A 13,114-nucleotide genomic window follows, 5' to 3' on the forward strand; every position below is an offset into this window, starting at 1 on the left:
AAGGGCGAAGGCTGTTGCGGCGCGCTGGTTCACCACATGGGCCGCGAGGAGCAGGCGCTTGCCGAGGCCCGGCGCAATGTCGATGTCTGGACGCGGGAAATCGAGGCCGGCGGGCTGGATGCCGTGATCATCACCGCGTCGGGCTGCGGCACCACGATCAAGGATTACGGCCATATGCTGGCGCAGGACCCGGCCTATGCCGAAAAGGCCACCCGCGTCTCCGCGCTGGCGAAAGACATCACCGAATATCTTTCGACGCTTCGCCTTGGCGAACAGCCGCGAAAGGGCGTCACGGTGGCCTATCACTCGGCCTGTTCCATGCAGCACGGCCAGCAGATCAAGGCCGCGCCGAAGCTGCTGCTGGAGGCAGCGGGCTTTGCCGTCAGGGAACCCGCTGAAGGGCATCTGTGCTGCGGTTCGGCCGGCACCTACAACATCATGCAGCCGGAGATCTCGGCAAAGCTGAAGGCCCGCAAGGTCAAGAATATCGAAGCGCTGAAGCCGGATATCATCGCAACCGGCAATATCGGCTGCATCACCCAGATCGCCAGCGGCACCAAGACGCCGATCCTGCACACCGTCGAATTGCTCGACTGGGCCTATGGCGGGCCGAAGCCGGCAAAGCTCGCCGGCTGACCCTTCACATTCAGCACCTCAAAGCCGCGCCAGCCGCTCCGTCAGAAGCGCGAAGAAGCCATCGGCATCGGCCTTGCCGATGACGAGCGCATTGGGCTTGCGGTCGGTGACGCGCCACCAGTCGATGACGGTCGCGCCCAAGGTCAGCGGCGACTGCGTCTCGATCTCGACATTGCAGTGCCGCCCGGAAAACAGCTCCGGACGGATGAGATAGGCGGTCACCGCCGGGTCGTGCAGCGGCCCGCCATCGGAGCCGTATTTCTCGACATCGAAGCGCTCGTAGAAACGCAGCATCGCGGCCATCGCCTTCGCCGCCGGACGCCCGATCGCATCAATGCGATCGACCCGCTCCTTGAGGCAGAGCAGTTGATGGGTCACGTCAAGCGGCATCATCACGATCGGAATGCCCGAGCGGAACACGATATCGGCGGCTTCCGGATCGACATAGATGTTGAATTCGGCGGACGGGGTGATGTTGCCGCCCTCGAAATAGCCGCCGCCCATCATCACGATTTCCTGGACACGGTCCACGATATCCGGCGCCTTTTCAAACGCCGTCGCGACATTGGTAAGCGCGCCGAGCGTGCAAAGCGTGACCGTCTTTTCAGGTTCGGTGCGCAGCGTCTCGATGATGAAATCGACGGCATGCTGCTCTTGGAGCGGCATGGTCGGCTCGGCAAGCTCCGTGCCATCGAGACCGGTCGAGCCGTGCACATGTTCCGCCGTGACCAGCGGACGGCGCATAGGCTTGTCGCAGCCGGCGAAGACCCTGATATCCGGACGCCCGGAAAGCTCGCAGACGATGCGGGCATTGCGCTCGGTTCTGGCAAGCGGCACATTGCCGGCCACGGCCGTGATGCCGAGCACCTCGATCTCCTCGGGGCTTCCAAGCGCCAGCATGATGGCAGCCGCGTCGTCCTGGCCGGGATCGGTATCGATTATGATTTTCCGTGGGCTCATTATATAAATCCGAATTGAACAGGCAGGCGCTGTGAATGGACACTCGCTCGCGGATTGTCAAGGCGAACCGCGCTTGGCAAACTGCAAGGCAAAAGACGGAAACGACCATGCCCAGAATTGACCTCAGATTCGACCCAAGGTTCGCCGAAAGGCAGGATAGCTCGAACGCGGTAAAAGGCGCATCCGGATACCCGCCCTTCGACGTCGCCTGGTTTCCCGGCGGGAAGGAGCCTGGTTTTCTGCGCCTCACGCTCGCCGTTGCCGGTTTCGCCGCGAGCGAGCTCGACGTCGTGATCGAGGGTTCGGTGCTCATCGTCAGCGGCAAGGCGGAGGAGCGCGATGAGGGCGAATATCTGTTTCGCGGCATCGCCGGCCGCCAGTTCCGCCGCCAGTTCGCGCTTGCCGACGGCATGGAGGTGATCCGCGCAAGCCTGGAGCGCGGATTATTGTCGATCGACCTCGCGCAACATCCTCAGGAGGTACGAAAAATTAAGATTTCCGTTTCACAATAGGCTCGTAAAAACAAAGGGCTCCCGACCTTTCCGGACGGTTTGCCTGAATGTCTCAGGTCTTTTGCAGGAAATCGCTTCATGAAAATCCCGGGTGCGGAACAATCCCTCGAAAGTCTCGCGGAATTCGGTACGGGGCATCTCGGCTATTTTCGAGAGTTCGAGCGGACCGAAGCGTTGCGCCATTTCCCGGATGCGGCCAACCTCAAGTCCGCCGACAAGCTCTGGGCCCTTTTCAGCGCGGACGGCGCGCTGCTGCTTCTGACCGAAAACCGGACCAGCGTGTTCTTCAAGGCGATGGAAGACGACCTGAAGACGGTCACGCTGCACTGAACCGGTAACCTGCCTCTCAACGTCGGATAAACGTCAGATAGGCGCTGCCGCGCCCTTCCCGCTTCGCCTTGTCCTCATAACGCGTTCCCGGCCAGTTGTCGTAGGGTGTCAGCCAGTCGGCAGCCGCGCGCGCCTGCCACGCGAAGCCGCCATGCCGCCGGCAATGCAGCAGCGTCCAGTTGATGTAGCTGTCGATATCGGAGGCGAAGCAGAACGTCGCGCCCGGCTTCAGCACCCGGTGGAACCGCTCGAGATTCGGCTGCGAGACGAAGCGGCGCTTCCAGTGCTTTTTCTTCGGCCACGGGTCCGGATAGAGCAGGTCGATCTGATCGATCGAAGCATCCGGCAGCCAATCCAGAATATCGACGGCGTCGTCGTCATAGAGCCTGAGATTGCCGGGCGTGCGCTCCTCCACCCGCCCCAGCAGCTTGGCCATGGAATTGACGAAGGGCTCGACGCCGATGAAGCCGGTCTTCGGGTTTTCCTCGACGCGGTGGAACAGATGCTCGCCGCCGCCGAAGCCGATCTCGAGCCGCACCCGCTCCACCGGCGCCGCGAAAGCCTCGCGGAGGTCGGCGGGTGCCGGCGTGCCGGGATCGATGGCGAGCGTGGGCAAAAGCTCAGCCAGGTTACGCGCCTGTCGGTCGCGCAGCGGCTTGCCCTTGCGGCGGCCGAAAAAAGCCCGCCCTGTTACATTCTGATTGTCGCCGGTCACCTTACGCAATCAGCCTTTCAGAGCCAGTTTCAGCGGCTTCACCAGATCGAGCCGTTCCCAGGAGAACGACCCGTCGCGCCCGGCCTTGCGGCCGAAATGGCCGTAGGCGGCGGTCTTGGCGTAGATCGGCTTGTTGAGATCGAGATGGCGGCGAATGCCGGAGGGCGACAGATCCATCACGGCGCGGATCGCCTTCTCCACCTCTTCCTCGGTCACCTTGCCGGTTCCGTGCAGATCGACATAGACGGCCAGCGGCTGGGCGACGCCGATCGCATAGGCAAGCTGGATCGTGCATTTCTCGGCAAGATTGGCAGCCACCACGTTCTTCGCCAGATAACGTGCGGCATAGGCCGCCGAGCGGTCGACCTTCGTGGTGTCCTTGCCCGAAAACGCGCCCCCGCCATGGGGGGCTGCCCCGCCATAGGTGTCGACGATGATCTTGCGGCCGGTAAGGCCGGCGTCACCATCCGGCCCGCCGATGACGAACTTGCCGGTGGGGTTGATGTACCACACGCAATCATCGGCAATCGGCAGTTCCCCGAGCGCTTCGCGGATATAGGGCTCGACCACGCTGCGGACCTTCTGGGAATCCCAGCTTTCGTCGAAATGCTGGGTCGACAGCACGATCGAGGTCACGGCCGCGGGCTTGCCGTCCTTGTAATGCACGGTCACCTGGCTCTTGGCGTCGGGCCCGAGCTTCGCGACGTCGCCCTCGCCGCCCTTGCGGGCTTCCGACAGGGTCTGGAGAATACGGTGGGCGTAATAGATCGGCGCCGGCATCAGTTCCGGGGTTTCGCGGCAGGCGAAGCCGAACATGATGCCCTGGTCGCCAGCGCCCTCGTCGCCCTGCCGGTCGGCGGCGCTGTCGACGCCCTGGGCGATATGGGCGGACTGGGCATGCAGCAGCACATCGATGCGCGCGGTCTTCCAGTGGAAGCCGTCCTGCTCGTAGCCGATATTGCGGATGGCGCGGCGCGCGGCAGACTTGAACCGCGAGGGATTGACGATCTCGTTGCCGTTCTTGTCCAGTTTCATCAGGCTCGGCGGCAGACGGACCTCGCCGGCGATGACGACGCGGTTCGTGGTGGCGAGCGTTTCGCAGGCGACGCGCACCGACCAGGGATCAACGCCGGTCTTCACGGCCTCGCGATAGACGAGGTCGACAATTTCGTCGGAAATTCTGTCGCAGACCTTGTCCGGATGGCCTTCTGAAACGGATTCGGAAGTGAAAAGATAGTTGGCGCGCATCGGGATTCCCCACATAGAAATTGGCCCGATTTTGATAAACGCTTCGCGTGGCTATGACAAGCGCACAACGATATCAGTATATCTTTATGTCCCCGAAACCCAGGTGGACTTTGACGCATGCCTTGACCCGAGGAGAGCAGAGCGCTCTCCCCCACAATGCGTCAAAATCACCCTGTTACCTCATTCCGCTTCAGCCGCCAGTGACTTGACCAAGTCCACAAGCCTGCGCCGAACCTTGGCGTCGTTGATCTTCACAAAGGCGCGGTTCAGCTGAAGCCCTTCCGAAGACGAGAGAAAATCGACCACATAGCTCGAGCTCGAAGCCTCCGCCATTCCCGCGGCGCCAATGCCCTGTTCGCCGGGTGCGTCCTCGAAAAAGAACGAGACCGGCACATTGAGAATGGTCGAGATGTTCTGCAATCGGCTGGCGCCAACGCGATTGGTGCCCTTTTCGTATTTCTGAATCTGTTGAAAGGTGATGCCAAGGCTCTCGCCGAGTTTCTCCTGGCTCATTCCTAACATTGTCCGGCGCAACCTGATCCGACTCCCGACGTGCACGTCAATGGGGTTCGGCTTCTTCTTGTTTTCTGTCATTGTTCGTCCTGTTTTTTTAACCTGACATAAAGGCCCCGTCACTGTGCCGGAGAGCTATGCAACCCATCGATTAAGCGACCAAAAAGCCATAGTTGAGTGCCAAGTGCGGTCACTATGCAATTTTGGAGTAAAGCGGTCAATTCTGCGCGAAATATAAAACCATGAGATGAGTAAAGATTTGCTAATTCAGCATATAGTGTGGCAATTTAAGGACACGCAGGACCGCGCGCATCTTTTAATTTCCTAACGTAAGCTGACCCTACCATCGAGTACGCCACGCCGGTCAAATGGCAGCCGGTCGATGATCCGTCCATATGGATCAACCATCGCCGTGACGCCGTTTTCGCCGACCCGTATCAACGGCTTGCCGGCCTCGACCGCCCTTAATCTCGCCTGGGCAAAGTGCTGGAAGGGCCCGGGCGTCCGCCCGAACCAGGCATCATAGGTAACGTTCACCAGAGCTGACGCACCCGCAGCCTGCCCCTCCACCAGTCGCGGAAAAACCGCCTCATAGCAGATGAGCGGATAGAGCGCGGCGCCATCCGGGAGCAGCAGCATCTGGCGGTTATCAACAGGAACATAGCTGCCCGGCAAGGTCGTCAGCGCATCGAGCCCGATCGCGCGGAAGAAATCCTCGAACGGCAGATACTCGCCAAAGGGCACGAGATGGGTCTTGCCGGAAACGGAAACGGTTCTCCCGGCATCATCCAGCACGTAGACCGCGTTGTAGAATTCGGGCCAGCCATCGGGTTTGCGCCCCGCAAAGCTTGCCGCGCCAAACACAAGCGTCTGCCCCGGCTTCAGCATCTCGCCGATCGCGGTGCGGGCATCGGGCCGCGCTTCGATCGTGAAGGGAAGAACGCTTTCCGGCCAGATGATGATATCGGGGCTCTTTCCGGCATATCCGGCCGGATCGGAAGAAAGCTCCAGCAGCGTGGCAAACACCCTGTCGCGCCCTTCCTCCGTGCGCCAGTCGGCCTCTTCGAAAGCAGGCTGAACCAGCCGAAGCCCTACCTCGCGCCCGTCGGCAGGCTGCACGTTTGCGAGCCGATGCCAGCCGTAGCCGATATCGACGGCCACGAAAACGAGGGCAAGCGCCACTCCGATACGCCGACCGGATCGCTCAGCCAGAAGCGCGGGGCTTGCGAAGACATAGACGGCAAAGCCGCCCATCACATAGAGCCCGGTCAACCGGATCGCCTGCATGAACAGCGGCGTCGGCATCGCGGTATAGGCGATCGCGTTCCAGGGAAAGCCGGTGGCGAGATGCCCGCGCAGCCACTCCGCCGCGACCATCGCCGCGCCGAGAGCGATCAGGCGCATCGGCCCCGGCCGCCAGAAAGAGGCCGCCAGCGCCCCCGCCAGTCCGTAAAACAGCGCAAGTCCGGCCGGAAAGCCAAGAACGGCGAGCGGCAGCGCCCAGTATGCGCCATCCTTCCAGATCGCGACGCCAAGCCACCACAGCCCGAAAACGAAATAGCCAAAGCCGAACCACCAACCGACCCCGAAACCGGCCCTGAGACGCGGCTTCAGCGTCTTGCCCGAAAGCGCCCCGTCCATGACCATGACCATAAGCGGCAGGGCGATGAACATCACGGGCGTCAGCCCGAAAGGCGCGAGCGCAAAGGTTGCGACCGCGCCGGCGGCAAACTGCATCCACCGCCGCGGCCAGCCCGTCAGTTTTGCCAGATAGGCCGAAAGCCGTTGCAAAGGCGCAGTCCCTTCCGGCGGGTCAGCGCCGCCTATCGCTCGTCATGCGTTTCGCTGTCGATGTCCTCGTCATAGGAAGCATCATGTTCCTCATGCCGGGCGGCATCGCGGCTTTCATCCTGGCTCTCCGCGCGGGCGACGGAACGGCGGCGCGCCGGACCGCGCTTGCGCAAAATCCTGACGCGGCGGATGCGGCGCGGATCGGCATCGAGAATATGAACCTCGAAGCCCGAAAGCTGGATCACCTCGCCGCGCGCCGGAATGCGGCCGATGGTCGAGAAGATCAGCCCGCCCAGCGTATCGACATCCTCGGCATGCTCGCCGATCTCGAAATCGGGACCGATCGCCTCGGCGATATCCTCAAGCTCGACGCGCGCATCGGCGAGATAAACATCGTCGGAAACGCGGGTGAACATCGCTTCCTCGGAATCATGCTCGTCGTCGATCTCGCCGATCACCATCTCGACGATATCCTCATGCGATACCAGCCCGTCGGTCCCGCCATATTCGTCGATCACCAGCGCCATCTGGGTGCGGCCCGCCTGCATGCGCTGCAACAGGTCGGAGGCAAGCATGGAGGGCGGCACGAACAGCACCGGCCGGATCAACCCGGCTTCGAGGATGGTTCTGTCGAGATTGACCTTGCCGAGATCGAAAGTGTTCTGGGCGGGCTTGGTCTGGCGCTCCGTCGGCTTGACCTCGCTTGCCTTCAGCGATCCGTTCTTGGCGGCCTCGCGGGCATTGGCCGGGCGACCGCGCCGGCGACCGCGCGCCTGCTTGGAAAGATAGGCCAGAAGATCGCGGATATGGACCATGCCGCGCGGATCATCCAGCGTTTCGCAGAACACCGGCATGCGCGAATGGCCGCAGTTTTCAAACACCAGCAGCAGCTCGCCGATCGTCATCGACTGATCCACCGCATCGATATCGGCGCGCGGCACCATCACATCCTCGACCCGCACCTCGCGGAAGGACAGGATGTTGTTGAGCATCGCCCGCTCTTCAGGCGAGAAGTCGTTGTCGCTGGAATTGTTGGGGGAGAGCGCATCCTCAAGGTCTTCGCGCAGGCGCGAGGAACCGTGCCCGTTGCGCTTGAAGTACAGGAGAAGGCCCTTGAGGGGCGAGGCTGACGATTTCTGAGTATTTCTGCCCGTCTCCGGACTGTTAGGCTCGTCGAGCTCGGATCCGTCGTCGGAATCCTGACCGCTGTCACCGAGCGGTACAATCTGTTGCTGGTTCATCGTTCCTTAGGCGTTAGAGAGGGTCGCTGCCCTGATAGGGATCAGATAGGCCAAGTGTGGCCAAAATGCGAGTCTCGAGACGCTCCATAACCTCCGCATCGTCGTTTTCGATATGATCATACCCCAAAAGATGCAGAAATCCATGCACCAGGAGATGGGTAAGATGATCGTCGAAGCTCTTTTCGAGCTCCCCGGCCTCGCGCGCCACGGTTTCCCGGGCAATCACGATATCGCCGAGCATGGGCCCCGGCATCGCGCCGGGCGTGACCGGAAAGGCGGGAAAGGACAGCACATTGGTGGGCTTGTCCTTGTCGCGCCATTCCGCATTGATTTCCCGTATCGCCGCGTCGTCGGTGAACACCAGCGACAGTTCGGCAGGCTGGGCTGGAAACGGCTGCCCCTCCTCCTTTTCCAGAAAGAGCGCAGCAACCCGGATCACGTCGGAGGCCAGCGCTTCCAGTTGCGTCTCGTCGGGCCAGCCCTCGGCCTCCCGGCTCACCTGAAAATCGAATGCGGCCATATCAGCCGGCGCCGCCTTCATTCGTCTCGGGCGTGCGTCCCCTGCCCTCATAGGCCGCGACGATGCGCGCCACCAGCGGATGGCGCACGACATCCTTGTCGGTAAAGCGCGTGGTCGACACGCCTTCCACGCCCTGAAGCACACCGAGCGCTTCCACGAGGCCGGACTTGATGCCGCGCGGCAGGTCGACCTGGCTCGGATCGCCGGTGACGATCATCCGCGAATTCTCGCCAAGCCGGGTCAGGAACATCTTCATCTGCATCGAGGTCGTGTTCTGCGCCTCGTCGAGGATCACCGCCGCATTGGTCAGCGTACGACCGCGCATGAAGGCGAGCGGCGCGATCTCGATCACGCCCGCCGTCATCGCCCGCTCCACCCGGTCGCCCGGGATCATGTCGTAGAGCGCGTCATAGAGCGGACGGAGATAGGGATCGACCTTCTCCTTCATGTCGCCCGGCAGGAAGCCGAGCCGTTCGCCGGCCTCGACGGCGGGGCGCGACAGGATGATCTTCTCGATCGCCCCGCGTTCCAGAAGCTGGGCGGCATAGGCGACGGCGAGATAGGTCTTGCCGGTGCCCGCGGGGCCGACGCCGAACACCAGTTCGTTGCGCTCCATCGCCCGGATATATCCGTCCTGGGCGGGGGTGCGGGCGGCGATCGACTTCTTGCGCGTCGAGATTTGCGACATCGAAAGCCGCGCCTTGCGCTCCAGCGTCGGCAGGGTCAACTGGTCGTCGGCCGCCCGCGCCATGCGGATCGCGCCCTCGACATCGGATTTCTCCAGCTGCGCGCCTTTTTGAAGCTGGGCGTAGAGATAATCCAGCGCGCGACGCGCCTGATGGGTGGCGAGCGTCGGACCGCTCAGCGCCACGGAGTTGCCGCGCGCCACGGCATCGACGCCAAGCTCCTTTTCCAGCAATTTCAGATGCTCGTCAAACTGACCGAACAATTCGCTGGCATAGCGATTGTTCTCGAAGGTGAGCACGAAGTGGCTGGCATCCGGGCCGGCCGGTTTTCCGTGCGATACAACCATTTCAGTAGCGGTCAAGCGGTTCTGCTCCTCGGTTCAACGCAAAGCGCTCCGCTGTCCGGGTTCAGGCCGGCAGCGTCCTCTTCGATACGATACATAGGGGATCGTTCAGTCAAAGACAGAAGGAAAACGGCAGAAATGTGAGTCTCTGTTCGCCAATCAAGCTTCATATAGGAAGGCTAATCGCGATTCTCAACTTTGTGAAGCGATTTGTATTTCGCCTCGACAAATTCATCGGACTGTCATCAATCAGGCGATCCGCACGCCGGCGAGGCTGTTGGTGGCCGCATCGGTGATGCGCACCCGCACCAGATCGCCGATTTCGGCCTCTCCCCCATCGATCACGACGGATTGCAGCCAGGGCGAACGGCCAATGAGCTGGCCCGGATTGCGGCCCGGCTTTTCCAGCAGGATATCCATCTCCATGCCGACCCGCGATTGCGCGAATTCGAGCTGATGGCGGGTGAGCATCGCCTGAAGCCGTTGCAGCCGATCGGCCTTCTCGGCCTCCGGCACCTGATCGCCAAGCTCCGCGCCGGGCGTGCCGGGACGGGGCGAATATTTGAACGAGAAGGCCTGGGCGTAACGCACCTTTTCGATAAGCGCGAGCGTCGCCTGGAAATCTTCCTCGGTCTCGCCGGGAAAGCCGACGATGAAATCGCCAGACATCGCGATATCCGGGCGGGCGGCGCGGATGCGCTCGATCAGCGCCAGATATTCCTCCGCCGTATGGCGGCGGTTCATGGCCTTGAGGATACGGTCGGAACCGGCCTGCACCGGCAGGTGCAGATAGGGCATCAGCTTCGGCAGGTCGCGATGGGCCTGCATCAGCCGGTCATCCATGTCGCGCGGATGGCTGGTGGTGTAGCGCAACCGCTCGATGCCTTTGATTTCGGCAAGGTGGAACAGCAGGTCGCCGAGGCCCCAGTCCGCGCCGTCGGCGCTCTCGCCATGCCAGGCATTGACGTTCTGGCCGAGCAGCGTGATCTCGCGCACGCCGTTTTCGGCGAGCCGCCGCGCTTCATCGACGATCTGTCTGGTGGAGCGCGAGATTTCGGAGCCGCGGGTATAGGGCACCACGCAGAAGGTGCAGAACTTGTCGCAGCCTTCCTGCACGGTCAGAAACGCCGAGACATTCTTCGGGCGAACGCCGCGTTCCTTCTTCGGCAGATAGTCGAACTTGTCCTCGACCGCATATTCGGTATCGACCACGCGCTCGCCGGTCTTGGCCTTTCGCAATGCCTCCGGCAGGCGGTGATAGGTCTGCGGGCCGATGACCACGTCGACATCCGGCGCGCGGCGGAGGATTTCCTCGCCCTCGGCCTGGGCGACGCAGCCCGCGACCCCGATCATCGTCTCGCGCCCCTGCTTCAGGCGTTCCGCCTTCAGGTCGCGGTAACGCCCGAGCGCGGAATAGACCTTCTCGGCGGCCTTTTCGCGAATGTGGCAGGTGTTGAGCAGGATGAGATCGGCATCCTCGATCACCTCGGTCGGCTGATAGCCGTCGGCGGCCAGCGCCTCGCCCATGCGCTCGCTGTCATAGACGTTCATCTGACAGCCATAGGTCTTGATGAAGACCTTGCGCTGGTTCGAGATGCCGGGGCTCGGAAGAGTTGTCTGTTCGCTCATGGCGGCCTTTTAACGCGCTTTGGCCGCGGAGAAAATGAAAAAAGAGAAAATCAAAAAATGGTCAGCGTCCGCGCAGCCGCTCGGCAAGCAACGTGCGCATCCGGGCCTCCACCTCGGCGGCCGCCTCCTTGCGCCGGGTCTCGGCATCGAACACCACGGGCTCGCCGAAACAGACATCAACATCGAGCGCGCGCGCCTTGATGACGCCGGCAAGCGAGGGCAGCATTTCGACATCGCCGGGCCAGGCCACGATCGGGCGCAGGAAGCGGCCCATCGGCAGCCCCCTGATGCCGGTATAGGCGACCGCGACCGGCTGGACATGAACCTTGCCCGTGGGCGAGAGCGGAACGGCGGAGGATGCCGCGCCGAACAGCGAATATTTGATCGGATAGATCCGGTTGCCGTCAGAGGTCGTGCCTTCGGGAAACAGGATGATGATCTCGCCGCCGGCAAGCCGATCGGCGATCGATCCCACCTGCCGTCCCGTGCCGCGCTTGTCGGCGCGCTCGATGAACACCGAGTTCTGCAACCGCGCGAACAGGCCGAAGATCGGCCAGGTCTTGACCTCCGACTTGGCGATGAAGGAGACCTCGGCAACCCGGCCCAGCACGACGATATCAAGCCAGGTGGTGTGGTTCGCCGACAACAGCAGCGGGCGCTGCCGCTCGATCTCGCCATGGACATGAATGCGAATGCCGAGCACGAAACAGGCGACGACGTGCCAGTAGCGCGGCAGCTTGCGCGCGATCTTCCACCCGCGCCACAGCGCCACGATCTGCAATGGCGACAGGATAATGGTTGTCAGGAACAGGACGAGGGCGACATAGGCATAGCGCAGATAGATCATGCGCCCCGCCTACTCACCCCTGCCCTTGATCGGGACGCCGTAAAGCTCGAGCCGGTGATCGACGAGCTTCAGGCCATATTCGCGGGCGATCCGCTCCTGCAGGGCTTCGATCTCGGGCGACTGGAACTCGATCACCGTTCCGCTCTTGAGGTCGATCAGGTGGTCGTGATGCTCTTCTGGCAGCGTCTCGTAACGCGAGCGCCCGTCGCGGAAATCGTGGCGGGCGATGATGCCGGCATCGTCGAACAGCTTCAGCGTGCGGTAGACGGTCGAAATCGAGATCCGCGAATCAATCAGCGCGGCGCGGCGGTGCAGCTCCTCGACATCGGGATGATCCTCCGCCTCCTGCAGCACACGCGCCACGACCCGGCGCTGCTCGGTCATGCGCATGCCGCGTTCGGCGCAGATTTCCTCAAGCGTTTTCGTCAGATCGTTCATCGAGAGCGCACCGGCGGTTGAGGCCGGCAATGCCGACCGAGCGTCGTTCCACGGTCTCGGGTTAGCCGAGATCGCGCCGCATGACAAGCGCGGTGGTCCGCGTTCCGTCGTCGTGGGTGTAGTAGGCCTTTCTGCGGCCGACCTCGACAAAGCCGAGCTTGCGATAGAGCGAAAGCGCAGCGGCGTTTTCCGCGGAGACCTCGAGCAGCATGGCCTCAGCCCCCATCGCGCGCGCCTCCTGCATGGATGCCACCATCAGCCGCCAGCCGAGGCCGTTCCTGGAAAACTGCCGATCGACGCAGATCGTGAGGATCTCCGATTCGTCGCCGACGCTGCGCGCCAGCACGAAACCGGCCGCCTCCGCCGCGCGACGGTTCGGCCGCGCGATATGGCCATAGACCGGGCTTTGGGCCAGAAGCTTGCGGAATTCGCCCGCGCTCCAGGACGGCGAGAAACGCTTGCGATGCAGATCGGCGGCGAGGGTGAGATGCTCTTCCTCGAGCGGGAAGAGATCGAATTCGGGGGGACGCTTCAGGAAGGACGGCAGCATGCGGCGCCTCCCTTGTGACCAAAATGCGCGCGACTGGAGATGGAGCGATCAAGGGCATCAAGCGTCCTCGCCGATCTCATCAGCAATGAGACGACACGCGGAGGCCGGAACTCGCTCCCGATATTCTCTCCCGCTGGCGGGAGAGATGCCCCGA

At 62.5% G+C, this 13,114-nt stretch carries 15 protein-coding genes; 3 read left to right on the forward strand and 12 right to left on the reverse strand.

What is annotated here, in order from left to right; translation table 11 throughout:
- Positions 1–636 (forward strand): heterodisulfide reductase-related iron-sulfur binding cluster (locus B4E36_RS18570; protein ID WP_345900672.1); only part of this gene is annotated, 636 nt, incomplete at its 5' end.
- An 18-nt stretch (positions 637–654) separates the two neighbouring features.
- Here the strand turns inward: B4E36_RS18570 and B4E36_RS18575 are convergent.
- Positions 655–1,599 (reverse strand): nucleoside hydrolase, encoded by a 945-nt coding sequence (locus tag B4E36_RS18575; protein WP_292055383.1) that lies wholly within the window; start codon positions 1,597–1,599, stop codon positions 655–657.
- A 32-nt stretch (positions 1,600–1,631) separates the two neighbouring features.
- Here B4E36_RS18575 and B4E36_RS18580 point away from each other — a divergent pair, with 32 nt between their 5' ends.
- Together B4E36_RS18580 and B4E36_RS18585 are read left to right on the forward strand one after the other, a co-directional pair.
- Positions 1,632–2,108: an Hsp20 family protein gene (locus B4E36_RS18580; RefSeq protein ID WP_235726828.1), complete on the forward strand. Its 477-nt coding sequence runs from the start codon at positions 1,632–1,634 to the stop codon at positions 2,106–2,108.
- Positions 2,109–2,186: 78 nt separating this feature from the next.
- On the forward strand, positions 2,187–2,438 hold the full coding sequence (locus B4E36_RS18585) for a DUF1150 family protein (protein WP_018065529.1): 252 nt from the start codon (positions 2,187–2,189) through the stop codon (positions 2,436–2,438).
- Between the two features lie 16 nt (positions 2,439–2,454).
- Here the strand turns inward: B4E36_RS18585 and trmB are convergent, their stop codons facing one another.
- From trmB to B4E36_RS18640, 11 genes are all read right to left on the reverse strand, one after another.
- Positions 2,455–3,153 carry a tRNA (guanine(46)-N(7))-methyltransferase TrmB gene (trmB, locus tag B4E36_RS18590; RefSeq protein WP_292055382.1) on the reverse strand — a complete coding sequence of 233 codons (699 nt, stop codon included), beginning with the start codon at positions 3,151–3,153 and terminating at the stop codon, positions 2,455–2,457.
- A gap of 9 nt (positions 3,154–3,162) precedes the next feature.
- Entirely contained in the window at positions 3,163–4,401 is a 1,239-nt protein-coding gene (gene metK, locus B4E36_RS18595; RefSeq protein WP_292055355.1) for a methionine adenosyltransferase, read from the reverse strand.
- A gap of 180 nt (positions 4,402–4,581) precedes the next feature.
- Positions 4,582–4,995 carry a helix-turn-helix domain-containing protein gene (locus B4E36_RS18600; RefSeq protein WP_292055354.1) on the reverse strand — a complete coding sequence of 138 codons (414 nt, stop codon included), beginning with the start codon at positions 4,993–4,995 and terminating at the stop codon, positions 4,582–4,584.
- 243 nt (positions 4,996–5,238) lie between these two features.
- Positions 5,239–6,705: an apolipoprotein N-acyltransferase gene (lnt, locus tag B4E36_RS18605; protein ID WP_292055353.1), complete on the reverse strand. Its 1,467-nt coding sequence runs from the start codon at positions 6,703–6,705 to the stop codon at positions 5,239–5,241.
- 32 nt (positions 6,706–6,737) lie between these two features.
- Positions 6,738–7,946 (reverse strand): hemolysin family protein, encoded by a 1,209-nt coding sequence (locus tag B4E36_RS18610; protein WP_018065534.1) that lies wholly within the window; start codon positions 7,944–7,946, stop codon positions 6,738–6,740.
- 13 nt (positions 7,947–7,959) lie between these two features.
- Positions 7,960–8,466, reverse strand: a complete 507-nt coding sequence (ybeY, locus tag B4E36_RS18615; RefSeq protein WP_230720639.1) for an rRNA maturation RNase YbeY — start codon at positions 8,464–8,466, stop codon at positions 7,960–7,962.
- 1 nt (position 8,467) lies between these two features.
- The gene (locus B4E36_RS18620) at positions 8,468–9,499 is read right to left on the reverse strand and encodes a PhoH family protein (protein ID WP_292055381.1); all 1,032 of its coding nucleotides are present in this window, start codon (positions 9,497–9,499) and stop codon (positions 8,468–8,470) included.
- A 246-nt stretch (positions 9,500–9,745) separates the two neighbouring features.
- Positions 9,746–11,125 (reverse strand): tRNA (N6-isopentenyl adenosine(37)-C2)-methylthiotransferase MiaB, encoded by a 1,380-nt coding sequence (gene miaB, locus B4E36_RS18625; protein WP_292055352.1) that lies wholly within the window; start codon positions 11,123–11,125, stop codon positions 9,746–9,748.
- 61 nt (positions 11,126–11,186) lie between these two features.
- A complete protein-coding gene (locus B4E36_RS18630; RefSeq protein ID WP_292055351.1) occupies positions 11,187–11,972 on the reverse strand; it encodes a lysophospholipid acyltransferase family protein in 786 nt (261 codons plus the stop codon).
- Positions 11,973–11,981: 9 nt separating this feature from the next.
- On the reverse strand, positions 11,982–12,410 hold the full coding sequence (locus tag B4E36_RS18635; protein ID WP_026173597.1) for a Fur family transcriptional regulator: 429 nt from the start codon (positions 12,408–12,410) through the stop codon (positions 11,982–11,984).
- A gap of 61 nt (positions 12,411–12,471) precedes the next feature.
- Positions 12,472–12,960: a GNAT family N-acetyltransferase gene (locus tag B4E36_RS18640; RefSeq protein ID WP_292055350.1), complete on the reverse strand. Its 489-nt coding sequence runs from the start codon at positions 12,958–12,960 to the stop codon at positions 12,472–12,474.
- Between the last annotated feature and the right edge of the window lie 154 nt (positions 12,961–13,114).

The organism is Martelella sp. UBA3392 (genome assembly GCF_002358775.1).
In the GTDB taxonomy this organism is placed as follows: domain Bacteria; phylum Pseudomonadota; class Alphaproteobacteria; order Rhizobiales; family Rhizobiaceae; genus Martelella; species Martelella mediterranea.